29 protein-coding genes are annotated in these 20,828 nt (G+C 47.3%); 14 read left to right on the top strand and 15 right to left on the bottom strand.

The features are described from left to right. Positions 1-126 precede the first annotated feature (126 nt). The 8 genes from ACN0TT_RS08460 (at position 127) to ACN0TT_RS08425 (ending at position 6,955) form a co-directional block, all read left to right on the top strand. The gene (locus tag ACN0TT_RS08460) at positions 127-1,299 is read left to right on the top strand and encodes a phage tail sheath protein (RefSeq protein WP_417761713.1); all 1,173 of its coding nucleotides are present in this window, start codon (positions 127-129) and stop codon (positions 1,297-1,299) included. Positions 1,300-1,309: 10 nt separating this feature from the next. Further along, the gene (locus ACN0TT_RS08455) at positions 1,310-1,828 is read left to right on the top strand and encodes a phage major tail tube protein (protein ID WP_417761712.1); all 519 of its coding nucleotides are present in this window, start codon (positions 1,310-1,312) and stop codon (positions 1,826-1,828) included. Positions 1,829-1,882: 54 nt separating this feature from the next. Then, positions 1,883-2,176, top strand: coding sequence for a phage tail assembly protein (locus ACN0TT_RS08450; protein WP_417761711.1), 294 nt, complete (start codon positions 1,883-1,885; stop codon positions 2,174-2,176). A gap of 5 nt (positions 2,177-2,181) precedes the next feature. Continuing rightward, positions 2,182-2,322, top strand: a complete 141-nt coding sequence (locus tag ACN0TT_RS08445) for a GpE family phage tail protein (protein WP_417761710.1) — start codon at positions 2,182-2,184, stop codon at positions 2,320-2,322. Further along, complete coding sequence (locus ACN0TT_RS08440) at positions 2,315-5,080, top strand: phage tail tape measure protein (RefSeq protein ID WP_417761709.1); 2,766 nt, start codon at positions 2,315-2,317, stop codon at positions 5,078-5,080. The genes ACN0TT_RS08445 and ACN0TT_RS08440 overlap by 8 nt, the downstream gene beginning before the upstream one ends. A gap of 6 nt (positions 5,081-5,086) precedes the next feature. Continuing rightward, positions 5,087-5,530 carry a phage tail protein gene (locus ACN0TT_RS08435; protein ID WP_417761708.1) on the top strand — a complete coding sequence of 148 codons (444 nt, stop codon included), beginning with the start codon at positions 5,087-5,089 and terminating at the stop codon, positions 5,528-5,530. After that, entirely contained in the window at positions 5,531-6,541 is a 1,011-nt protein-coding gene (locus ACN0TT_RS08430; RefSeq protein WP_417761707.1) for a phage late control D family protein, read from the top strand. It begins immediately after the preceding gene. A gap of 135 nt (positions 6,542-6,676) precedes the next feature. After that, positions 6,677-6,955: an ogr/Delta-like zinc finger family protein gene (locus tag ACN0TT_RS08425; RefSeq protein WP_417761706.1), complete on the top strand. Its 279-nt coding sequence runs from the start codon at positions 6,677-6,679 to the stop codon at positions 6,953-6,955. Here the strand turns inward: ACN0TT_RS08425 and ACN0TT_RS08420 are convergent. Both ACN0TT_RS08420 and ACN0TT_RS08415 read right to left on the bottom strand, forming a co-directional pair. Next, positions 6,952-7,383, bottom strand: a complete 432-nt coding sequence (locus ACN0TT_RS08420; protein ID WP_417761705.1) for a type II toxin-antitoxin system HicB family antitoxin — start codon at positions 7,381-7,383, stop codon at positions 6,952-6,954. The two genes, ACN0TT_RS08425 and ACN0TT_RS08420, sit on opposite strands and share 4 nt — an antisense overlap. Positions 7,384-7,432: 49 nt before the next feature. Further along, a complete protein-coding gene (locus ACN0TT_RS08415; RefSeq protein WP_417761704.1) occupies positions 7,433-7,612 on the bottom strand; it encodes a type II toxin-antitoxin system HicA family toxin in 180 nt (59 codons plus the stop codon). Positions 7,613-8,002: 390 nt separating this feature from the next. Here ACN0TT_RS08415 and ACN0TT_RS08410 point away from each other — a divergent pair, with 390 nt between their 5' ends. Further along, positions 8,003-8,293, top strand: a complete 291-nt coding sequence (locus ACN0TT_RS08410; RefSeq protein WP_417761703.1) for a helix-turn-helix domain-containing protein — start codon at positions 8,003-8,005, stop codon at positions 8,291-8,293. Positions 8,294-8,724: 431 nt separating this feature from the next. Here the strand turns inward: ACN0TT_RS08410 and ACN0TT_RS08405 are convergent, their stop codons facing one another. The 12 genes from ACN0TT_RS08405 to ACN0TT_RS08350 form a co-directional block, all read right to left on the bottom strand. Next, positions 8,725-8,994, bottom strand: coding sequence for a hypothetical protein (locus ACN0TT_RS08405; protein ID WP_417761702.1), 270 nt, complete (start codon positions 8,992-8,994; stop codon positions 8,725-8,727). 1 nt (position 8,995) lies between these two features. Continuing rightward, entirely contained in the window at positions 8,996-10,078 is a 1,083-nt protein-coding gene (locus ACN0TT_RS08400) for a DNA cytosine methyltransferase (protein ID WP_417761701.1), read from the bottom strand. 49 nt (positions 10,079-10,127) lie between these two features. Next, positions 10,128-10,367, bottom strand: coding sequence for a hypothetical protein (locus ACN0TT_RS08395; protein WP_417761700.1), 240 nt, complete (start codon positions 10,365-10,367; stop codon positions 10,128-10,130). Further along, the gene (locus ACN0TT_RS08390) at positions 10,354-12,600 is read right to left on the bottom strand and encodes a replication endonuclease (protein WP_417761699.1); all 2,247 of its coding nucleotides are present in this window, start codon (positions 12,598-12,600) and stop codon (positions 10,354-10,356) included. Before ACN0TT_RS08390 ends, ACN0TT_RS08395 begins: the two co-directional genes overlap by 14 nt. Next, entirely contained in the window at positions 12,600-12,788 is a 189-nt protein-coding gene (locus ACN0TT_RS08385) for a hypothetical protein (protein WP_417761698.1), read from the bottom strand. Before ACN0TT_RS08385 ends, ACN0TT_RS08390 begins: the two co-directional genes overlap by 1 nt. Further along, a complete protein-coding gene (locus ACN0TT_RS08380) occupies positions 12,785-13,015 on the bottom strand; it encodes a hypothetical protein (RefSeq protein ID WP_417761697.1) in 231 nt (76 codons plus the stop codon). The genes ACN0TT_RS08385 and ACN0TT_RS08380 overlap by 4 nt, the downstream gene beginning before the upstream one ends. Next, complete coding sequence (locus ACN0TT_RS08375; RefSeq protein WP_417761696.1) at positions 13,012-13,299, bottom strand: hypothetical protein; 288 nt, start codon at positions 13,297-13,299, stop codon at positions 13,012-13,014. The genes ACN0TT_RS08380 and ACN0TT_RS08375 overlap by 4 nt, the downstream gene beginning before the upstream one ends. After that, positions 13,299-13,526 (bottom strand): hypothetical protein, encoded by a 228-nt coding sequence (locus ACN0TT_RS08370; protein ID WP_417761695.1) that lies wholly within the window; start codon positions 13,524-13,526, stop codon positions 13,299-13,301. The genes ACN0TT_RS08375 and ACN0TT_RS08370 overlap by 1 nt, the downstream gene beginning before the upstream one ends. Positions 13,527-13,600: 74 nt before the next feature. Further along, complete coding sequence (locus ACN0TT_RS08365) at positions 13,601-14,050, bottom strand: hypothetical protein (RefSeq protein WP_417761694.1); 450 nt, start codon at positions 14,048-14,050, stop codon at positions 13,601-13,603. Between the two features lie 3 nt (positions 14,051-14,053). Beyond that, complete coding sequence (locus ACN0TT_RS08360; RefSeq protein ID WP_417761693.1) at positions 14,054-14,317, bottom strand: pyocin activator PrtN family protein; 264 nt, start codon at positions 14,315-14,317, stop codon at positions 14,054-14,056. Positions 14,318-14,326: 9 nt separating this feature from the next. Then, positions 14,327-14,869, bottom strand: a complete 543-nt coding sequence (locus ACN0TT_RS08355) for a phage regulatory CII family protein (RefSeq protein ID WP_417761692.1) — start codon at positions 14,867-14,869, stop codon at positions 14,327-14,329. A gap of 39 nt (positions 14,870-14,908) precedes the next feature. Beyond that, the gene (locus ACN0TT_RS08350) at positions 14,909-15,148 is read right to left on the bottom strand and encodes a DNA-binding protein (protein ID WP_417761691.1); all 240 of its coding nucleotides are present in this window, start codon (positions 15,146-15,148) and stop codon (positions 14,909-14,911) included. 82 nt (positions 15,149-15,230) lie between these two features. On the opposite strand from ACN0TT_RS08350, the gene ACN0TT_RS08345 reads away from it, so the two are divergent. Together ACN0TT_RS08345 and ACN0TT_RS08340 are read left to right on the top strand one after the other, a co-directional pair. Continuing rightward, complete coding sequence (locus tag ACN0TT_RS08345; protein WP_417761690.1) at positions 15,231-16,178, top strand: helix-turn-helix domain-containing protein; 948 nt, start codon at positions 15,231-15,233, stop codon at positions 16,176-16,178. A 54-nt stretch (positions 16,179-16,232) separates the two neighbouring features. Beyond that, positions 16,233-16,400, top strand: coding sequence for a hypothetical protein (locus ACN0TT_RS08340; protein WP_417761689.1), 168 nt, complete (start codon positions 16,233-16,235; stop codon positions 16,398-16,400). A gap of 136 nt (positions 16,401-16,536) precedes the next feature. Here the strand turns inward: ACN0TT_RS08340 and ACN0TT_RS08335 are convergent, their stop codons facing one another. Further along, a complete protein-coding gene (locus ACN0TT_RS08335; RefSeq protein ID WP_417761688.1) occupies positions 16,537-16,959 on the bottom strand; it encodes a hypothetical protein in 423 nt (140 codons plus the stop codon). A gap of 302 nt (positions 16,960-17,261) precedes the next feature. Between ACN0TT_RS08335 and ACN0TT_RS08330 the strand changes: the two genes are divergently transcribed. The 3 genes from ACN0TT_RS08330 to ACN0TT_RS08320 are packed head-to-tail and all read left to right on the top strand — an operon-like array spanning position 17,262 to position 20,729. Continuing rightward, the gene (locus tag ACN0TT_RS08330) at positions 17,262-17,558 is read left to right on the top strand and encodes a hypothetical protein (RefSeq protein WP_417761687.1); all 297 of its coding nucleotides are present in this window, start codon (positions 17,262-17,264) and stop codon (positions 17,556-17,558) included. Positions 17,559-17,560: 2 nt separating this feature from the next. Next, a complete protein-coding gene (locus tag ACN0TT_RS08325; RefSeq protein ID WP_417761686.1) occupies positions 17,561-19,666 on the top strand; it encodes an ATP-binding protein in 2,106 nt (701 codons plus the stop codon). Then, entirely contained in the window at positions 19,656-20,729 is a 1,074-nt protein-coding gene (locus ACN0TT_RS08320) for a DNA cytosine methyltransferase (protein ID WP_417761685.1), read from the top strand. Before ACN0TT_RS08325 ends, ACN0TT_RS08320 begins: the two co-directional genes overlap by 11 nt. Positions 20,730-20,828: the final 99 nt, after the last annotated feature.

The following is a 20,828-nucleotide window of genomic DNA, read 5'->3' as shown; positions in this document are numbered from 1 at the left end:
ATAAGTATTTCATATTTAGCTATTACCCTCTTCGAGTTACCCCCATAACCGTTTGATCGGCTCCTACTGGGTTTGCAAGCTAACGGCTGCTAATGCTGAGTTTGCAAACCTCATGGAGCCAAATTTATGTCTGAATACCACCACGGCGTGCGCGTTGTTGAAATCAACGAAGGCAGCCGTACTATCCGTACCGTGTCCACTTCGGTTATTGGGATTGTTGCTACTGGCGATGATGCCGATGCTACCCAGTTCCCGCTCAACCAACCGGTGCTGCTAACTACCCCTAAAAATGCCCTTGGCCTTGCGGGTACCAATGGCACGTTAAAGCGAACCCTCACCGCGATTACTAATGTGGTTAATACCATGGTGGTAGTGGTGCGTGTGGCTACTGGTGCCGATGATGCCGAAACGGCCGCCAATGCTGTGGGTACCGTCACCGATGACGGCCAATATACTGGCCTGCAGGCGCTACTTGCGGCGCAATCACAACTTGGTGTTAAGCCGCGTATTCTGGGCGCACCGGGGCTAGATACCCTGCCCGTTGCCACCGCCTTATGTAGTGTGGCTAAAAAGCTGCGTGGCTTTGTGTATGCCTATCCACACGATTGCGCCACTAAAGAAGCGGTGGTCGCTTATCGTGAAAACTTCAGTGACCGTGAAATTATGCTGATTTGGCCTGAGTTTATTGCGCTTAATAGCGATACTGCGCAAAGCGAAGCTGTACCGGCCACCGCTTACGCGCTGGGCTTACGTGCCTACATCGATAAAACCGTGGGTTGGCACAAAACCCTATCAAACGTTAGCGTGCCCAATGTGACCGGTATTTCTAAGCAAGTGTTTTGGGACTTACAAGATCCCGATACTGACGCCGGCTATCTCAACAGCAATGAGATCACCACCCTCATTCGTCAAGACGGCTTTCGCTTTTGGGGCTCGCGCACCTGTTCAAGCGATCCGTTGTTTGCCTTTGAAAACTACACCCGTACCGCACAGATTGTGGCTGACACCATTGCTGAAGCGCACATGTGGGCCGTGGATAAACCGCTTACCCCCACCTTGGTGAAAGACATTATCGAAGGCATTAACGCCAAGTTTCGCGAGCTAAAAGGCCAAGGCTATCTCGTTGATGGTACCGCTTGGTACAACGAAGACTTGAACGAAGCCGACACCCTCAAAAACGGCAAGTTGTATATCGATTACGACTACACGCCAGTGCCACCACTGGAAGATTTGACCTTCCAGCAACGCATTACTGACACCTATCTGGCCGATTTCGCCGCCTCTGTTGCTGCGGCATAAGGACTAACCCATGGCATTACCTCGTAAGTTAAAACATCTCAACGTGTTTATTGATGGCGAAAGCTGGGTGGGTGAAGCGCAAGAATTTACCCCCGCCAAGCTTACCCGCAAGTTTGAAGCCTATCGCGGTGGCGGTATGCCCGGTGCCGCCAACATTGATATGGGGCTGGATGATGCAGCTATCGATATCGAGTTCACCTTTGCCGGCTACAGTGACGCCATTATCAAACGCCAAGGCAGCAGCAAGATTGAGGGCGTACCACTGCGCTTTGCGGGCTCCTTTCAACGTGATGACTCAGGCGAAGTGTCTAGCGTAGAAATCGTGTGCCGTGGCCGCTTCAAAGAGATTGATCGCGGCACCTTCAAAAACGGTGACGACAGCACCACCAAAGCCAGCATGAGCTGCACCTATTACAAAGAGGTGCTCGACGGCGAAGTGCTGCACGAAATCGATGTGATCAACATGATTGAAATCGGCCCCGATGGTACCGACCGCATGGCCGACCACCGCAAAGCCATTGGCCTGTAATTGTCCCTTGCCTATGCCCGCCTTGGGCATGGGCTTTTTTGCTAAGGAAACCCTATGAGCACCGAAACTGTCACCCTCGACAATCCGATCCAACGCGATGGTAAAACCATTACTGAAGTCAGCCTGCGTAAACCCAAAGCCGGCGAGCTGCGCGGCTTAAACCTTAACGACATTCTGAACATGGATGTGAACTCACTCACCGTGCTATTGCCACGGATCAGTACCCCGATGATCACCAAAGATGAAGCGCGCCAACTTGAGCCCGAAGATTTGTTGTTATTGGGTGGAGCCGTGACAAATTTTTTGCTGCCCAAGCAGATGCGGGAACCGACCTCAGCGCAAGCGTAGATGATTTGCTGGCCGACATTGCCATTATCTTTCACTGGCCGCCAAGCGAAATGGCGGCCTTTGAGCTTGATGAACTGCAACACTGGCACACCTTAGCGGTTAGCCGCTGGAACCGTTTAAATAGCGCTGAGGACTCTGATGAATAAGCTGCAACTGCAAGTCATACTGGCCGCCGTGGATAAGGTGACCGCCCCACTGAAGAAAATGCGCGGTGCCGGCGTAACTACCCAACAAGCATTAAAAGAAACCCGCGCTAGCGTGAAGCAGCTAGAGCAGCAAACTCGCCAAGTACAGGGCTACCGCAACACTGCACGGCAATTGGGGCTGACCTCTACCCAGCTTAAAGAGGCGCGCGATAACATGGCGCGCTTAGCCCAGGAGATGAACGCCAGCACCGCACCCAGCAAAGCGCTCACCCGCAGTTATGCGGCAGCGCAGCGCGAAACCGTGCGTCTTAAAACCCAGCAGCAACAGTTGGCTATCTCGCAGCAACGGCAGCGCACTGCCCTGCGTGAAGCTGGTATTGATACCCGCCACTTAAGCCAACACCAACGCGAACTCACCGCGTCATTGGCACGCGCCAATGATCAACTCAAACAGCAAAAAGACCGCTTAGCGCAAGTTTCCGCACAACAGAAAAAGCTCAGCGCCGCCCGCCAACGTTTTAGCAACAGCAAAGCCCTTGCCGGCGAACTCAAAGGCAAAGGCGCCACCGCCTTAGCCACTGGTGCAGCGGGGCTTTATGCCGGTGCCAGTTTGTTGGCCCCCGGTATGGAATACCAAACCGCCCAATCCAAGGTGCAAGCGCTCACCCGCTTAGATGCCAACAGCCCACAACTTAAAGCCTTGCGCGACCAAGCGCGGCAACTCGGCGCTGATACCAGCTTTACCGCCACCGATGTATCGCGCGGCCAAGCGTTCCTTGCGATGGCGGGTTTTACGCCCAACAGCATTCGTGCAGCTATGCCAGCAATGTTGGACTTATCCAAAGCCGGCGATGTGGATTTAGCCCGCACAGCGGATATCAGCTCAAACATTCTGTCAGCATTCAAAATGCCGGCTGACCAGATGGGCAAAGTGGCCGATGTGCTGGCGCTGACCATGACCACCTCGAACGTTGATTTAGAGATGCTCAGTGAAACCATGAAATACATGGGGCCTATCGCCAAAACGGCCGGCATGGATTTATCAGAAGCAGCCGCCGCTGGGGGCTTACTCGGTAACATCGGCATTCAGGCGTCTAACTCTGGTACCGCACTGCGCGCCATGCTCAACCGTTTGGCGGGGCCGACTAAAGCGGCGCAAGCCATTTTTACTGAGTTAGGCATTAGCACGAAAGACGCTAACGGCGATATGCGCAACATCATCAGCGTGATGACAGACGTTGCCAACGCCACTGAGAAAATGGGCTCTGCAGATCGGCTAAGCATCTATAAAACCCTGTTTGGTGAAGAAGCTGCCAGCGGCATGAATGAATTGATTAGCCAAGCCGGTAGCCAAGGCTTTGCTAAGTATGCCAAGCAGCTCGCCAGCGAAAGCCAAGGCGTAGCCAAACAAATGGCTAAGGTGATGACCGACAACGCCCAAGGCGATTTAGATACGCTCAAATCCGCTTTTGATGATGTGCGCATTCAGTTGTTTGAAGGTGATAGCAATGAGATCCGCGGCCTCATTAAAGACATTACCGATGTAGTGCGCGCGGTCGGCAGTTGGGTAAAAGCCAACCCCGCCTTGGCGAGTACCTTATTGAAAGGCGCGCTCGCCGTATCAGCCTTAGCGGTGGCTGGCGGTGCGCTGACCTTGACTATTGGCGGCCTGCTTGGCCCGTTTGCCATGCTGCGCCTGAGTGCCAGTGTTTTGGGTATTCAATCAATGCCGATGCTTAGCAAAGGCTTGGGGCTATTCGGTACCGCTGCGACCAGTATGGGCAGTTTGCTCAAAGGGCTGGTCATGGGGATCCGTACCTTATCCATTGCTCTACTGACTACGCCAATGGGCTGGATTGTGCTGGGCATTACCGCACTGATTGCAGCGGGCTATCTGCTGATCACTCACTGGGACACCGTTAAACAATACCTACTGCAATTTTGGGAAATGATTAAGCCAGCGTTTTCTGCTGCGTGGGACTTTATCAAGCAGCTCTTTGGTTGGACGCCGCTGGGAATGGTGATCAACAACTGGGACAGCATCAAGGGCTACTTTGCTACGTTCTGGGAACAGATAAAGACCGTTGGCAGCACCGCATGGGATGTGATTAAACAGCTCTTTAGTTGGACACCATTGGGGCTGATAGTCGGCCACTTTGATGAAATCACCAGTTTCTTAGCCAACCTGCCCGAGCGCTTCACTGAACTGGGCAGCCATATCATTGATGGGTTAATTACCGGCATTAAAAGCAAGTTCGGCGCCCTTAAAAACTCATTAGGTGACACCGTGAATGGCTCAGTCGATTGGGTGAAAAACTTGCTGGGTATTCACTCCCCTAGCCGCGTATTTGCCGAGCTGGGCGACTACACCATGCAGGGCTTATCGGTGGGGCTCGACCGCTCCGCAAATGCACCGCTGCAGTCGGTAGCAAATCTCAGTAAAACGCTTAAAGCCACCACGTTATCGCTTGGCATTGCCAGCGCGCCAATGGTCGCGACCGCCAATGATACCGAGCTAACCAGTGCCAACACGCCAACCACGGCACCACTGACCATGGTTAAAGCACGCGGCGCCACCACTGGCCGCGACAACAAGGCGCCGGTGTACATCGATGCTGGCATCAATGCGCCGATCACCATTCAAACGCAACCGGGCATGGATAACCGCGACATATTAGCAATGCTGCGGCAAGAACTTGATCGCCGTGAACAACAGCAACAGGCGCAACTGCGCACCAGCCTAATGGATTTGGAGTAACACCGCATGATGATGACTCTTGGCTACTTTGTGTTTAGCCGCACCACCGCGCCCTACCAGAAAACCGAGCAATCCATGGTATGGCGCCATCCCACCAATGCGCGGGTTAACGCCCGCCCATCAAGCCAGTTTGTGGGTGTGGGTGATGAAACCTTTCACCTCTCTGGCGTGTTAATGCCAGAAGTCACCGGCGGCGATAGTTCGCTAGAGCAACTCATTACCATGGCCGACCAAGGCGCGCCCTACCCGCTGATTGATGGCAGCGGCAAGGTGTACGGCCATTACGTGATTGAGCGGATATCTCGCAGCCGCAGTGAGTTTTTTCAAGACGGTAGCGCCCGAAAAATCGAATTTAGCGTGGAGTTAAAACGGGTGGATGATACCGATCTGCCCGAACTGCTACGACTCAATAGCACTGCTAAGTTGCTTGGCAGTTTGAGGAACCTATAAATGCAGCCAGATTACCGCATCACCGTAGATGGCAATGATATCAGCAGTAAGATTAAGCCACGGCTAATTAGCCTTAGCCTAGATGATAAACGCGGCTTTGAATCCGATTCGCTTGAGCTGCAGCTTGATGACAGCGACGGGCAACTCAACCTACCCCGCAAAGGCGCGGCCATGTCCGTTAAACTGGGTTGGAAAAACGCGCCACTGGTCGACAAAGGCAGCTATATCATTGACGAAGTGAGCCACAGCGGCCCACCGGATGTGCTAACCATTCGTGGCAAATCTGTCAACCTGCGTGGCAGTTTGCAAAAGCTGCGCGAACAAAGTTGGCACGGCCAAACGTTGCAAGAGATTGTGAACATCATTGCTAGCCGGCATCAGCTCACAGCCAAACTGAGTGACACCCTCGCTGGCCAACTAATTGACCACCTCGACCAAGCCAACGAATCAGACGCCAGTTTCTTAACCCGCATGGCGCAACAGTTTGATGCTATCGCCACCGTGAAAGCTGACAACCTGCTATTTATGTTAGCCGGCCAAGCACTGAGCGCGACAGGTAAAGCCTTGCCTGCCACCACCATCACCCGCAGCAGTGGTGACCGCCACAGCTTTAACGTGGCTGACCGCGAAAGCTATTCAGGCGTTATCGCCTACTGGCAAGACAACAAGAGCGCCAAGCGCACCAGCGTAAGCAGTGACGGTAAGCAAAAGGAAGATAAGCAGGTATTGCTTGGCGATGATGACAACGTAAAAATCCTGCGGCACACCTACGCCAGCAAAGAGAACGCCCAGCGCGCCGCCAAAGCCGAATGGCAACGGTTGCAACGCGGCAAAGCTAAACTGCAGCTCACATTGGCACAAGGTAACCCAGCGTTGTTTCCTGAATGCCCCGTCACCGTATCAGGCTTTAAAACGGAAATTGACCAGCTCGCGTGGCTACTGGTCAACGTGCGGCATGAGATCAGAGACTCGGGCTACACCAGCCAGTTGGAGTTTGAGGTCAAACAATAATTTTCAAATGATATCAGTATCACTCAAAATGATTATAAAAATAATTCATATGAGTATTTTTTGGTACAATAGTTAATTAAATTAGTCAATTGTCGCACCAAGCAACAATGTGCATATTAGCGAGGATGTAGCAACATGAGTAAAGGTAACGGAAATGGCATGTATTGCCCTAACTGTGGCGGCCGCGCATATCTTCGCCGAACTAAACAAATGAGTGATTGCACCCGCGAACGGCTATATGTTTGCGGCAATATTGAAGGTGATAAACCTTGTGGCATGTCGTTTGTGGCAGTCGAAGAAGTACAGCGAATGGTAGTGCCACCCGCCATCAAAACACCGGGCAAAGTAACACTACCAATGAGCCACTGCGCCCAACGGCTGTATGGCAATAGAACAGCTACGGCCTCAGCTTAAGCAACGTTTTCACTTTGCTCTTTACTACGTGCTAATTCGCGCATTGCTGCTATCTGTAAAAAGTTACTGCGGCTTTTATACTCTGGCATTTGTTGGACGATATCATCAATGCGCTTTGTCACTAACGTGGGTAGCGTCACGTTGATTTTCGCAGCCTTTCCCATATATGGCTCAATGTCCACATCGACAATCGCCCACGCCCAGCCTTGATATTCTGGATCTTTTTGCCACGTAGCTAAATCACCCGCCTGCGGTGGCAATTTACCACGCTCAGCCAAATCTTCCAGATATAGCTCTGCCGCTTCTTTCGCATTGCTTAATGCTTCTTCAAGCGTATCACCAGCAGAGAAACACCCCGCCAAATCAGGGAAAGCAACACCATAGGCCGTTGCTGTATCACCGATCTCAATTGCAATGGGATATAACATAGTTTTACTCCACCATTTATTACGAGTTTAGTGCTAAGTAAGGTGGGGCTTATAGCCCCGCCTGCCGTTTTAACTTTTGAACCAGTCCCTTACCTAAATCTTTCTTTGGGTGAGGAACCACAACGGGATCTTCGTAATCTGGATGCCTAAATTTATGATGGCTTCCTCTTACGCTGACAAGCTCCCATCCGTTGGACTCCAAAAGCTTAATCAGGTCTGCACTTTTCACTAAACCTCCTACCTGTTCAATGTAGGGTTATAATAACCCCAATTGACGACACCGTCAAACATTTATAACCCCAATAACTCTAAATTAATAATTGCTTTGCGGCTTTGGTCCTCCGAATAGCAGACTTATGATACTCAACAATCAGCGCTATAAGACTGATAGCGGTATCTTTCTCTTCCTCCGTGTGAGCCACTTCTATTGCATTGATCACAATATCCAACTGATTTATCAACATATACATCTATACAACTCCATTAGATGACAACTATCTGTTAGCCACTGATACTACTGCGATTTTTATCAAGCAAACCGCAAAAAGTTGCGGGTACCGTCCATAATTTCGGTAAAATCCTGCGGCTCAAAATCACCCGTCACAGGAGTTTGAGCAGTATGACGATCAGGTTTGCGCTAATTGGGCAACGGATCAGCCACCACAGAAGGCGGCTTAAAATGACTCAGTTGCAACTTGCAACGCTGGTCGGGGTTGGTGAACGAACGATGGGGAAAATCGAGAAAGGCTTTGATATGCGGTTGTCTGTCGTGATGGCGATTGCTGATGCGCTAAAAGTGCCAGTGGCTGAGTTACTCGATTATGAGCAGGCAGCGCCACTAACGCTGTCTGCTCATGAGCAACAAAAGATTGCCTATCACCTAAAAGCTATTAAGGACCTATTGTTGTGATATTACTTGTACGCCATTGAAAGTTTTCAATGAAAATTCTGCACATGGCTTATCCGATATTTCGGCAATCAGTGCGTTTAAAGCACTTTTATCACTCTCAGAAACAGTCACAGAAGCCACTAACTCTGCCAGCAAACCGATCTGCTGCAGCTTCAAGCATCTACACATAAGTACAACTCCTTATTTGTTCATTTGCCATATGGCTTAACCTATTATCCACATAAATCTAGTCGCGCAACTTTTCACTTTTTGAAAAGAAAAATGCTGTTCAAATTGCGCTGGCAATAATTGAAACATGGAAAGCAAGCGCCATGATCGTTCGGCTGAAACGAGCTAATTTGAGCTATTAGCATGTCGATTAAGTAGGTTTCGGCCGAACAGTTGCGAGATATAAAAAGTGTGTTATACGCAACTAACTTAGCTAAATTGCATCAGCAGTTCTGAGCAAACCCATAACCTTTACGTGTGTTTTCCCGCTCTGTTATCCGCCAAACTGTTTCAGCTTTGGCATCTAACGTCGATTTAGCCGTGCTTAAGTTACCTTTGGTTTCGCCGTTAAGTGCAGCAGCGGTGGTCAGGTTGTGGCCTCGTACATAAAAATCGACTAGCCCATCAATAATGCGCTCACTGGTAATATCGGTCAGGCTGATTAAATCGAGGATAGTGGCCTCTTGTTCCAGGCCGCGCAGTAGTGTTGGCATATTATTTACACTCCATAAATGATGTTATGAACGCTTTAGCCGCTTCTGCGTTGATAGCGTTACCATAGCCGCGCAATCGTCCCACTCTGTTGGTAGCGCCATTAGCCAACGGGAATGTGCCGGGTCTAACTGGCCGCCACTTGGCATCACGGCAGAGCAGCCAGTCAACATCTCGCCAGAAGCCGTTAGTCGGCAAGCCATTGGCTCCATCAGATCCATATACGGTGGCGCTGAATTTATCAGGTACGGGATATCCTTTAAATCGCTGCGGTAGCTCCCGTCCGATAGAGGGTCTCGCTTGCCATCTTTCTTCAATCGTGGCGCTCTCACTCCGTTCGCAGAGTCTATCGCTTGAGGTGTCGGCCATCCGGCTAACGGCGCTTGTCGGCTCACTTGGTCGAATCGATGTTTGCCGTCTGCCCTTGCTTTGATGTCCCCAGCTGAGTCTTTCCAGTCCCGTGCGTTCGGTGTTACCCATCCCGCCAACGCTGCAAAGTCTTGTAGGTTGCTCTGTCGTCCCGCGTCCTTTCTTGCTATCACTTTCTCCGCATCCTGATACGCATTCTTGACGTTGCTGGCGTTCGGAGTCGGCCACCCAGTACGTTCTGTCTCTGATGTGCGGCGCACCGATGCACGCAGACGGGAACGCGATAGCCCCGAAGGCATAATCCAAGGCTTCCATGTCAGCTTGTACAAGGTCGAGCCAACGCTCTGCGTCTTTGCTTGCAACCTGCTCACCAAAGACTGCTCGAGGGCGACACTGCTTGATGAGCCAATAGAAACTAGGCCATAAGTGCCGCTCGTCATCAAATCCAGCGCCTTTGCCTGCCGAGCTGAAAGGCTGGCATGGGCATGAACCCGTCCAAATTGGTCGCGAATCGTCCCATCCTGATTGACGCAGAGCGTAAGACCAGGCACCAATACCAGCAAAGAAGTGGCACTGGGTGAATTCTTTAATTTCATCTGCCCGCACATCTTCAATGCTTCTGGTGTCAACGATGCCATCTGCGATGTGACCATGTTTAATGAGTTGTCGCAGCCATTCTGCTGCGAAAGGGTCGATTTCGTTGTAATAGGCTGCCATTGATCGTTCTCCAAAAGGCTTAACTGTGAGTTTTTAGCTAATACAGCCATCATTCCCCCTGTTCCGCTTTGGCGCGGCGTTGATTTTTAATGTTGTTGAGTATTACGCGGCAACGTTCCCGCTCTGAGGGGTTGAGGCCGTTTAACCAGGCGATGATTTGCTGACGCGGCCGATGAGCATCTAACAGCTTTTTACAGCGCTGATAACGCTCAAGGTTCTTCGTTGTTTCCGCAAAGACAGCGTCGAGCTTGGCGCGGTCTGCGGCGCTATTCTTGTTAAAAATCGGCATCGTATTCACTCCAGAATTTGACCTCAGCGGCTTTACGTGCGGTCTTTTCGTTCATGGCGGTTTCGATACGCTCTAAATCCAGCACATCTTGCAGTTGCTGAAGTGCAACTTCAGCACTGTTTACCGTTGGCTGTTGGTTAATCCAGTCTTCAACATCACCGCCATGTTCAATTAGCTGCCAAGCCTCTGCCCGTAAGTTGGCCCGCTCGGTGTCGGCCAACTGCTTGGCGTCGTGCGTGGCGATTGAATCCATGTCGTGCCAGTCTGTTCGGTTCTCTTTTGCGGTATCGTTGGCACGACTGACAATAAGCATTGCAGCACCATTGGTGGCGCTTTTTCTTAGACGGACTAAAGAGCCTGACGAATGAATAACAGCCCCTTTTCGCAGTAGCGCCAGATCACTCGGTTCAATACCTAGTTTTTTGAGTTCGGAGATCAAACGGCGATCTTCTTTGGTTGGTTTTGATCCTCGCGTACAGTTATTGTCAGAACTCCAAGCCTCGCGGCTGTCGCCGCTCTGAAAATCAACAGCAAAAGCGGTGTTGCCGGTAGACTCGGCAAGCCCATGTTTTGATATTTCCCAGCCATCAAGGTGAGTAGTAGCACTGGCTTTGGCTGACATCACCCCACAAATACGGACAATATCTTCACCGTGCTGGTTGGTAGTCTCAGCAATGGCTTTCATCAACTGCACGGGGCGGTCTTTGCGTGGTAAGCAGGCACCGCCCATGGTTTCGATAAAGCGTTGCCAATCGCCGTTATCAGCGGTACGCCGCACAGTTTCTAAAATGTCCTCACAGTCGAGTGGTTCACGAATACGGCGCAATTCGCGCCAAGCGGTTACCGATGGGCCACCGATTTGTTGAAACTGACGAATGCCCCATAAGCTCGCCCATGCGGCCACGCCTTCAGCGCCATGAGTGCCTGAGCTTTCTGCCTCGTAGTCGTCAGCGACATAGACACCATCGATGTTTTTAGCGATGTATTTGGCAATGTAGCCAGTGGCACTGCCACGTTCTTTGTCGATGTTCTTAGCTTCAAATCGTGGTGTGGGATCAAAGTGGTTGCCACGCATTAGCTCGTCTTTATCTACGATGGTGGCGTAGTGCTGCATGATGCTAATTAAACTAGCTTGCTGATCTGGTTTAACAAACAGCAGTAGGTGCCAGTGTGGCGTGCCATCGTGGTGAGGCTCTACAACGCGGAAGCCAAAGAACTCGATTTCATCACGCGCTAAAGCTGCGCGGCAGCGCGCCCACTGTAAGCACAAATATTTTTGGGTAACACGTGGGCTTGCGCCGGTGTATTTACGGTTCGCGTGGTTGGTTCCCTTTTTACTTTTTCGGTAGCTATGAAAACGGCTTGGTGCCGTCCACGTAAAAAACACACCCTGATAGTCGTTATCTTTTGCATATTCCTCAAAGCCGCGCATGCGTACCATCAGTTCATTGCGGCGGTTAACCGGATTTGCCACGCTGGCGGCTACGGCATCCGCTAGCAGTAGCTCTAAATCGTGTTCGCGATTAATAACATAGTTACCATCTAGCCAAGCCTGAGCTGCCGCCTTTTTGGCTTTATGGTGTTTCAGTGCTTTGTTGCTGACGTAAGGCGACACGCCAGCGCGGACCTTGCCCACCACAATGGCGGTGTGTTCTTCATAGCGTTGGAATTGGCGCTCTAGCTGACGCGTCCACCATTTTTCATCAGTGAGCCGGCTGATTGCCGCAATAACCATGGTGTAGAAGCTGGGGTCTTCATCAAACTCGCCTTGGGCTTTGCGCAAGGCATAGTCTTTAAAAGATGGCAGTGCGGGGCAAATACCCCATTGGTCAGCCGGTTGCCTGACAATTTCAAGCAGCTCTTTGGCGTCCATCTTTTGTTTGTGACCATAATCTGTCGTTTCAAGTAGCAACTTTTGACAGCGGTCGGCCCACTCTTTAGCGATATCTGCACGGCTGGTTTCTGTACGCAAATGCCACATAGGGATAGGAAAGCGTTTAGCGATTTTCTCAATAGATTCACAGCGCGTGCGCAACCAAATATTGGCATTTCGTTCGCCATGATCGCCACGTTTGTAGCGGCCAAGGTAGTCAATAAACAGGGGCAGGCCGATATCGTGCGGCAAAAACTCCAACGTTTTTAACGCCCACGCTCGATCATTACGCTGTTTAACCGTAACGAAAATAGCCGAGGTGTTTGCCCCGGCTTGTCTTTCAAAACTGGCTAAGTCCATTAATCACCTTTTACCTCAGTGATAATGCACTCCCCTACTGCTGGGGCTGTAATTCTGCTGCGCCAGTCGCTGCCTATGGCATGGTCTAAGTATGCCTCCGCGGCTATCTCGCGCTCGGCGCGCACACGGCTTGGCACACTTAAATGGCAAACAACATAGGCCAGCAGATCAATGGCGTATTGCGTCATAACCCTGCCTCCGTTAGCTCGGCAAATGTCATCCCTAGCTCACGCGCAAGCGCACGGCGTTGGTGATGTTCATCAATGGCACGGAGCCGTTTTCCAAGCTTGATAGCATCCGGAGAGGGTTTACGTTGTGGCCGAGTTTGATCGGCAAATACTGCCTCAAGGCTGATGACGGAATTGAAGGACGGCCGCAAATGCAGCCGTTGCAGGGTTTCAGCGTGATGACTCATGCTTGCGCTCTCTCCGTATTAAAACCAAGAAAGCGCGGGGCGGCACTTATGACTTTGGCCCGCTCAAGTTGCTGCATCGCTTCATAAGTTTCACGGCATACGTTAGCAGCGCCCACATCAACTAGGACTTCATCGCAAAAGCGTGTCATGCCGAGAGCCATTTGTGTGAACAACGTAGCCGAGGCAACGCCTTGTGTCTCAACTCTATTAGCGTGCAAAGCCAGCATATCGGCTAACATCTTGCGCAAGCGTTGGTGTTCAACTTTATCCATGTCTAGTGCCATTACGCCGACCTCACTTGTAAAACATGAATGCGATTGCGCAGTGCCACCAGTCGCAGTTTGAGTTGGCGGGCAATGTCGGGCGCGAGCTGTTCAGCCACCGCTTGTAGTGACTCTAAAGCTGATTCAGCCATATCAATACTTGAACTTGTAGCGCCTAACCCGTTGATAATCAGGTTAGCTTCGTTGGCAATAACTTCTGCCGGTGTTAAGCTTTGTGTGATCGACATTTTTTAAGTAACTCCTACTTTATGTCCGTGTCGGTAAGGTAAGTCCAATAGTTGGCGCTATTGGATTTACCGCTCTAAGCTGTTTTTCTTTGGTTTATTTCCTCTGCTAATTCCTTCGTTAACTTGTTGATGACTAGCAACTGTTTATCCGCAAGCGTCTGCTCATTTGCTGAAGTTGTATTTTTTGGATGTAGCAGCGTGTTAGATGGCCGTTGGCTAATGATTTGGTCCCTACCACACGGCACGCTTAGAAACGCTTTGGACATGTCAGTCAGTGCAATAATGGCAACACGAATCGCTTCGCGGTCGTCCATACTCATTGCCATGAGTGGTGTGTTGATGGCAGAACTTGGGCGAATACGTGCTGCATAAAGTACGGTGGCACGCTGCTGTTCTGTCAGCGCATCGTAGATGCTAGCTAAGCTGCTTTTACCCAACATCTTGCGCATAGCAGCAATTGCCATTGCCCCATTACTACGGCCACCAATATCTATGGCACCATCACGTGTTTGAACTGAATGCATGGTTTATCCCCTCGCTTGTTGAATGGCATCCCAATCACGCTTCGCTTGGGCATGACGGGCATCAATGAATGCGGCTAAATCTTCAATTTTCACCATGGTGGGTGACTTCTCAGAATCGCGAAGTTTGAACGTAGTTACTGGCAGCTTTTGCGCCTTGGCGTGTTGCTCTGCGGTCTTCGCGTTAATCCCAAAAAACTCATGGCAAATTTGCCGAAGTTCTACAGTGGGTGACTCAAAACGAGCTGCTAATAAAAACGCGGTATTCATGACTTCTCCCTACGACAACACGGATTGTTGCTGCTCAGATGGCAAGGAACTGGTAGCGATAGATAACATTGAAGAAAGGCAATGCTTTTCGATTTCATAACAAAACACGGCTAGCTCGCTCATAGCGCTACTGGCACGTTGCACCGCTTCATGGCGCATACGTTCTGTGACGCCGCAACGCGCTTTAGCATCGAGAGCGATTGAACTCAGTTGCCCTGTGTTGGCTGTAATTTCTAGGGCGCGGTCGGTGAGTGATGTTTTGTTTGCATCGGTCAACTGCTGTAGCGCAACCGATGGTGCACATTGCAGCTCCATCAATATCCCATCTACTAAACAACGGTTACCGCTAGCGCGGCTGACGCTCACCAATTCGTGGATAGTCATTTGATGCGGCTGATTTGGTAACAATTTATTGCGCAGTATTTGCGCTGACTTCATCCCTGCTCGGTCGGCCACTTCAGACAGGTTTTGCTGTTCCGCAAAGCGGCGCATAGCCCCTAGTACATGTGGTTGGCCTAAGCCTTTTTGTATATCAATGGTGTTTGTATACATGGCAGCAATTTCCTTTTTGCTTGATGCTTGTACGCAGGCTTACGCTGCTGGTTGGTCAGAAACGCTGGCACTGAATGCCGCACCAGCGAACTCGGTAGCTTCTTGATGCAAAGCAACCAAGTTGATCATCGGTTTTTCTTTGCGGTTGGCTTTAGGGCGGAGTGGAATGCGGCCATCAGCGACCATACGTTTTACGGTGTTGTACGGCAGGCCTGAGATACGGGCGTATTCTTCATACGTCACGTAGGGGGTGGATAGTTGCAACTGGATTGTATTCATTTGTGATATCCTCAGATGTTAGCGCGTTTGTATCTTGGCGGATCGCTGCGCTTGTTTATCAGACGAATGGATTGTTGATCATATGAATGATTATTTCAATAAAAAAATTGCAGATAATTCTATGGGGCTGAAAACACCTGTTGAATGTGACGGTGGCAAAACACTCATTTCAAGGCTAATGCGCTTGTTTAACGTAGGAAGTAGAGGCGAACTAAGCGACATAATTGGAGTAACTCCCGGTACATTGTCCACATGGATGACACGAGGAAGTACTCCATTTGAGCTTCTAATACGCATTCATCTGGTCACTCGAATTCCGATGAATTACCTCTGTTTTGGAACAGCGCCAAAAGGTAAGCAATACTCACATTCATTTGACGAAAACAGTTCAAACTGGGGAGCTCTCAAGCAGCCATTAGAAGCTGATGGTGGAAGAGTATTGATTGAGCGATTAATCCATTTATTTAAAGTTAAAACACGTATAGAGCTTGGCGAATTATTGGGAATAACAATCGGCACTTTCTCAACGTGGACTACAAGAAATACTGTCCCTTATGAGTTGCTGGTAAGAATCCATCTGGAAAAAAAAGTAGCTCTTGAATATTTATGTTTTGGCAAAGGTAGCGAGTTCTCCAATGACTCAGAGTCGCCAGCAATCGAAGAAGCGGGTTACAAGGTTGAACATCAGCCGCAGACAAACCTTGGCGTTTTTCACATTGAAAACGGCCAACTGGTGTCACATGCCAACTATCAATTTAACCAAGAGGCCGCACAGGCCTTTGGGCTCAGCCCAGATCACAAAGCGTTAGTGCTGCAACACGCTAACAAGCTGCTGTTCGTATCAAGTGCTGAGAAGACGGTAACGGAAGGCACCTATCTGTATCAGATAAATGATGTTTACAAAATTGGGGCAATGAAGCTGCTACCAGATGGCAAAGTATACCTACTTGATAACGGCGAACGTTACGAAGTTAACAGCGAGGCCACCCACATCCACGGTAAAGTGGTTAGCGTTTTAGAGCGGTGTTAGGACTATATGGCTTCAACCAATTATAGGCTTGAAGCGATATAAAGGAGAATGACGATGTCTGCAACAACTACAAAGCCTAGTTTTAAGCTGTTTCGCCGCAGTGTTAATGATGTTGTCAAAGCATGCCCATTGAACGGAGATCACAAGCATGTTGTTAAGCATGCTATTGAGGAAACATGCATAAAACAAGCAAACACCATCAGGGCGTTAGCTAAAGCCTGAACAGTAAGCTAGTCCAGAGTGTATAGGAACACGGTACGTGCATCTGATGATGTCTACCAAAGCATAAGACCAAGGTGGCTTCCCCCTACAATATAAAGCGAAACACAGCTCCTTTATCTAATATAAGAGTGGCGCTTTAACGGTTTTTTACGCGAACCTTTCCGTATTCAGTAACTAGCGACCGAGCTGTAGAATCTTGAAAAATCCAGATCAGTTCGACTAACACTAGCGGCGCGATACAAATAGCAGCCATGCCATCATTAACTTTAATAATTTCATACAAAGACCCAACGGAGAACCAAACCAAATACAAGCTGCACGTTAGTAAAAACATGACAAAAGCCGCATGTGACTTAGCCGATTGATAATTTATTGCAGCAATGTTGTGCCGATTTTTATACAGATAAACTTTTTCCTTATACTTTCTTGCCCGTAAAAAATTTTTAGCCACCCTTGCTACTACCGGTTTGAGAATCGCTATCAACTTCAATAATCCGACAAAGAAAAGGCCTGTAAACCACCACGAAGCATCGGAAAAATTCACTAAGATCTTGTCCATCAATCACCTATCAATTACCATAAAAAACATAATGTTACATGTGATTTTTTATCACAAATATAACTATAAAGACAACAATTTACGATTTGACTGAAATTAATGAAGGATCCTGAATTTTATAAGTGGTAAGGCCTGAGGATATCGACAGCCAGCTCTACAGCTTTCCCCCTGTGGCCCACTGTAGGGAACAACGCTGCAAAATTTCTATACTAAGTACGATGAAAATGCAAAAATACAAATATTTTAATGTGTCTTTATCAAAAGCCATTGACTAAAACCCAGCAAAAAATGGAACTAACTCAATGAATTATAAAGAGTTTACTCAACACCTTGGAAAAGCTGGATTATCAGCCAAAGATTTTGCATTTCTAATGAAAAAACACCCAAATTCAATAACTAATAACTCTAGAAATGGCAGAATTCCTAACGAACTTGGAATTATTGCTGCTTTGCTTGGAACTATGGCTGAAAAAAAAATCAATTTTATAGACATTCTTTCAAATTTAGATATTCAAACTCGTAAAGTTAGAGGCAGTGCTGAAATTGGAAAATTTGGTGGAAAATCAATAATGAACCAGACGAAAAATAATAAGGAATAAAAATGAGCTCGGAAGCCGAAGAAAAAAAACTTGTATTAAGATATAGCCATAACATTATTGAACATTTGGGGTTAAAGCTTTATCAAAATAAACCAACGAATGTTATCGCCGAGTTGATATCCAATGCTTGGGATGCAGATTCTGAAAATGTATGGATAGAATTAAATGAAGCTAATAATATTGCCATAATGGATGATGGCGTAGGAATGACAGAAGAAGAGTTAAGAGAAAAATATCTTGTCATAGGAAAGAGAAAAAGAGCAGGACAGACTCTTGATTTAAGAACAACGAAGCAACGCTACATTATGGGTCGAAAGGGCATAGGTAAGCTCGCACCTTTTGGTATCGCTAGAAAGCTGTCTCTTCTAACAGTAAGTGAATTGACCGGCTTGTTCTATTGGATAGAACTTGATCTATCAGGGATGCTTGCAGAAACAGATAATATCATAGAACCTGAATCTATGGAGTATGAGCCAAATATTATCTGTTACGGAGTAAAGCGGTCCGAAATCCCAATACATAAAGAACACAGTGAAACTGTTAATAAATTTTTAAGCAGAATTAAAGAACATGGAACGTTAATAATTTTATCTAACCTATCACTTAAAAAACAAATTTCAGAGACTTCACTCAAGGAATCAATAGGACAGCGGTTCACCATAACCTTATTGAGAGATGATTTTTCTGTAAGAATAAATAATAAAGTTGTAACCGAAAAAGAAGCGTTACCTACTTTCCATAAAAGATATCCTGAAAAAGATTACAAAACTGAAACAGTAAAAATCAATGGCAAAGATAGAGAGGTTAAATATTGGGTAGGTTTTGTTGAAAAAGCTGATTGGCCACAAGATCAAGCCGGGGTTGGTGTATATACTCATGGGAAAATTGCGCAAGACAGACCATTTGTGTTTGGTCTGAAAGGCAATGAGATTTGGGCACGTTATATGTACGGGGTCGTTGAAGCGGACTGGTTAGACGAGTTTGAAGAGGATGTCGTTTCCACGGACAGGACAAGCATTAACTGGGAACATAACGATACGAAGGATTTGTACGATTGGGGACAATCAGAAATTGCTAAGTGGATAAGACAGTATCTAAAAGATAGAAAAGAGGATAATAAAGAACTTGTACAGACAAAAGTAAAAAGTCTACAAGGTAATTTAAAAATTACAGATGTTGAGCAACAAGCTATCACTGACATAGTTTGCTCTATGAGTAATAAAGTTCAGAAAGATGCAGATCTTCAAATGGAAGTCATTAACAAACTAGCTTCTGCTTGGACTCATGAACCAAGCCAAGCAATTATTAAATCACTATGGAGTAGAGTTGACTCAATTGAAAATGAAAATGAATTCATAGTTGTCCTTGACAAAATTCATGAGCATCTTGTTCCAGAAGCCATGTCTCTTTCTGTTATGGTATCCCAAAGAATTTATGCTTTGACTAAGCTTGAAAGGTTAAGCAAAATCGGGACAGAGCCTCAGCTACAAGCGCTTTTAGAAGAGTTTCCTTGGATATTAGGCTCTGATAAAGGCAAAGTTTACGCTAATACGACAATGAAAGAAATTGTCAAGAAAGCAGCATTAGATGGAACATTGGAAGCACATGGTTTTATTGAAAAAAGTGTAAAAGAACAGCCAGATTCCGGTACCCGTCCAGATTTTACCGTATTTGCTGATTCTAATTCTAAGACTATAATTCTGATAGAACTAAAGAGTCCTCTTATTGATTTAGAAAGAAAACACTACAACCAGTTATTAACATATATGGGATGGTTTGAAGACCATTATCAAGGCGCAGATGTTTACGGTTATTTAGTTGGGAAAAATCCAAATGAATGGAGAAATAAAAATCACAATAGCAAAATTGAAGTAGTCTCTTGGCAAGAAGTATGCCTACACTCTCGCAGAGATTATGTGGAACTTTTAGCATCTATGATCAATGGAATTGCTACAGAGTATGTTGATGATTTTAGAATTAGACGAGCTATTGAATTGGGTGGTAAAGAATCTATTGACTTATTGAAGAAACTAGCTGAATCAAACTCTACTCTTGCAGAGTTTTTTAATAGAATAAATTCAAAAACAGGGGGCGATTTTGGAGCTTAGTTCTATAGACCTGTTTGCCGGTGGAGGCGGATTATCGGAAGGAATGAAACAGGCTGGTTTCAATATTGTTTCTGCAGTAGAAAATAATCACTATGCAGCTCAAACCTTTAAAGCAAACCATGAAAATGCTGTGATTTTTGAAAATGATATTAGATTTGTATCAGGTAAAGAAATATTAAAAAGAGCTGGAATAAAAAAAGGTGAACTTGATCTTTTAGCTGGGTGCCCACCTTGCCAAGGTTTTTCTTCTTTAACTAGAAAATATAAACGTGATGACTCTAGAAATAGTCTCATAGGAGAAGTTGCTCGGCTGGTTGAAGAGACTATGCCCAAAGCTATCATGATAGAAAATGTTTCTGGTCTAATGAAAAGAGGTGCCCCATTTCTAAAAAGCTTTTTGAGCAACATCGAAAAACTAGGCTACAAGGCCAACTTTGATGTTTTACAGGTCGCTGATTATGGTGTTCCACAAGACAGGAAACGCTTTGTACTTTTAGCAGGTCTTGGCTTTGAAATTAAAATACCTAAACCGACTCATTCTAGAGATGGACGAGACGGCACTTTGTCTTGGGTTACGGTTAGAGCTGCATTTGAAAATCTTGAACCACCAGTATTGCTTTCAGAAGCAAACTCTAATGGAGGTGGTCGCAATTTCAATTGGAATGTTATTAGAAATCTCGCACCAATTAACATTGAAAGATTGAAGCACTTAAGACCGGGAGCTCCTAGGTTCGATATACCAGAGCATCTTAGACCTGATTGTCATAAGGGAAATAATAAAGGCTTTTCAAATGTCTATGGCAGAATGAGTTATGAAAGTGTATCACCAACAATAACAGGAGGCTGCACAGTTCTAAGTAAAGGCAGATTTGGGCATCCTTCAGAACTTAGGACAATATCTGTTAGAGAAGCTGCACGACTGCAGACATTCCCAGATTCGTTCAAGTTTGAATCGGACTCTGTTGATCACGTCTGCCAAATCATTGGAAATGCATTACCCTGCAAATTTGCCAAAGTAATGAGCGAAGCATGTCGCGAAGCAATAATCAAACATAGCTTCTAATCTAAAAATTAGTGGGTTACAAGTTGATGTTAGTAGCAGAGATTAGGTATTTGTGGTTATGTTTTTCAAACGGCGTTTCCTAAAATTCCTTCTTTAAAA

The sequence above is a fragment of the Shewanella sp. genome, assembly GCF_048265805.1.
In the GTDB taxonomy this organism is placed as follows: Bacteria; Pseudomonadota; Gammaproteobacteria; order Enterobacterales; family Shewanellaceae; genus Shewanella.
This window is presented reverse-complemented; position numbering and strand designations above follow the sequence as displayed.

What these genes read in the sequence shown, in the direction of transcription:
- ACN0TT_RS08460 (WP_417761713.1), top strand. Translation starts at nt 127, where the DNA reads ATGTCTGAATACCACCACGGCGTGCGCGTTGTTGAAATCAACGAAGGC.
- ACN0TT_RS08455 (WP_417761712.1), top strand. Translation starts at nt 1,310, where the DNA reads ATGGCATTACCTCGTAAGTTAAAACATCTCAACGTGTTTATTGATGGC.
- ACN0TT_RS08450 (WP_417761711.1), top strand. Translation starts at nt 1,883, where the DNA reads ATGAGCACCGAAACTGTCACCCTCGACAATCCGATCCAACGCGATGGT.
- ACN0TT_RS08440 (WP_417761709.1), top strand. Translation starts at nt 2,315, where the DNA reads ATGAATAAGCTGCAACTGCAAGTCATACTGGCCGCCGTGGATAAGGTG.
- ACN0TT_RS08435 (WP_417761708.1), top strand. Translation starts at nt 5,087, where the DNA reads ATGATGATGACTCTTGGCTACTTTGTGTTTAGCCGCACCACCGCGCCC.
- ACN0TT_RS08430 (WP_417761707.1), top strand. Translation starts at nt 5,531, where the DNA reads ATGCAGCCAGATTACCGCATCACCGTAGATGGCAATGATATCAGCAGT.
- ACN0TT_RS08425 (WP_417761706.1), top strand. Translation starts at nt 6,677, where the DNA reads ATGAGTAAAGGTAACGGAAATGGCATGTATTGCCCTAACTGTGGCGGC.
- ACN0TT_RS08420 (WP_417761705.1), bottom strand. Translation starts at nt 7,383, where the DNA reads ATGTTATATCCCATTGCAATTGAGATCGGTGATACAGCAACGGCCTAT.
- ACN0TT_RS08410 (WP_417761703.1), top strand. Translation starts at nt 8,003, where the DNA reads ATGACGATCAGGTTTGCGCTAATTGGGCAACGGATCAGCCACCACAGA.
- ACN0TT_RS08405 (WP_417761702.1), bottom strand. Translation starts at nt 8,994, where the DNA reads ATGCCAACACTACTGCGCGGCCTGGAACAAGAGGCCACTATCCTCGAT.
- ACN0TT_RS08400 (WP_417761701.1), bottom strand. Translation starts at nt 10,078, where the DNA reads ATGGCAGCCTATTACAACGAAATCGACCCTTTCGCAGCAGAATGGCTG.
- ACN0TT_RS08395 (WP_417761700.1), bottom strand. Translation starts at nt 10,367, where the DNA reads ATGCCGATTTTTAACAAGAATAGCGCCGCAGACCGCGCCAAGCTCGAC.
- ACN0TT_RS08390 (WP_417761699.1), bottom strand. Translation starts at nt 12,600, where the DNA reads ATGGACTTAGCCAGTTTTGAAAGACAAGCCGGGGCAAACACCTCGGCT.
- ACN0TT_RS08385 (WP_417761698.1), bottom strand. Translation starts at nt 12,788, where the DNA reads ATGACGCAATACGCCATTGATCTGCTGGCCTATGTTGTTTGCCATTTA.
- ACN0TT_RS08380 (WP_417761697.1), bottom strand. Translation starts at nt 13,015, where the DNA reads ATGAGTCATCACGCTGAAACCCTGCAACGGCTGCATTTGCGGCCGTCC.
- ACN0TT_RS08375 (WP_417761696.1), bottom strand. Translation starts at nt 13,299, where the DNA reads ATGGCACTAGACATGGATAAAGTTGAACACCAACGCTTGCGCAAGATG.
- ACN0TT_RS08370 (WP_417761695.1), bottom strand. Translation starts at nt 13,526, where the DNA reads ATGTCGATCACACAAAGCTTAACACCGGCAGAAGTTATTGCCAACGAA.
- ACN0TT_RS08365 (WP_417761694.1), bottom strand. Translation starts at nt 14,050, where the DNA reads ATGCATTCAGTTCAAACACGTGATGGTGCCATAGATATTGGTGGCCGT.
- ACN0TT_RS08360 (WP_417761693.1), bottom strand. Translation starts at nt 14,317, where the DNA reads ATGAATACCGCGTTTTTATTAGCAGCTCGTTTTGAGTCACCCACTGTA.
- ACN0TT_RS08355 (WP_417761692.1), bottom strand. Translation starts at nt 14,869, where the DNA reads ATGTATACAAACACCATTGATATACAAAAAGGCTTAGGCCAACCACAT.
- ACN0TT_RS08350 (WP_417761691.1), bottom strand. Translation starts at nt 15,148, where the DNA reads ATGAATACAATCCAGTTGCAACTATCCACCCCCTACGTGACGTATGAA.
- ACN0TT_RS08345 (WP_417761690.1), top strand. Translation starts at nt 15,231, where the DNA reads ATGAATGATTATTTCAATAAAAAAATTGCAGATAATTCTATGGGGCTG.
- ACN0TT_RS08340 (WP_417761689.1), top strand. Translation starts at nt 16,233, where the DNA reads ATGTCTGCAACAACTACAAAGCCTAGTTTTAAGCTGTTTCGCCGCAGT.
- ACN0TT_RS08335 (WP_417761688.1), bottom strand. Translation starts at nt 16,959, where the DNA reads ATGGACAAGATCTTAGTGAATTTTTCCGATGCTTCGTGGTGGTTTACA.
- ACN0TT_RS08330 (WP_417761687.1), top strand. Translation starts at nt 17,262, where the DNA reads ATGAATTATAAAGAGTTTACTCAACACCTTGGAAAAGCTGGATTATCA.
- ACN0TT_RS08325 (WP_417761686.1), top strand. Translation starts at nt 17,561, where the DNA reads ATGAGCTCGGAAGCCGAAGAAAAAAAACTTGTATTAAGATATAGCCAT.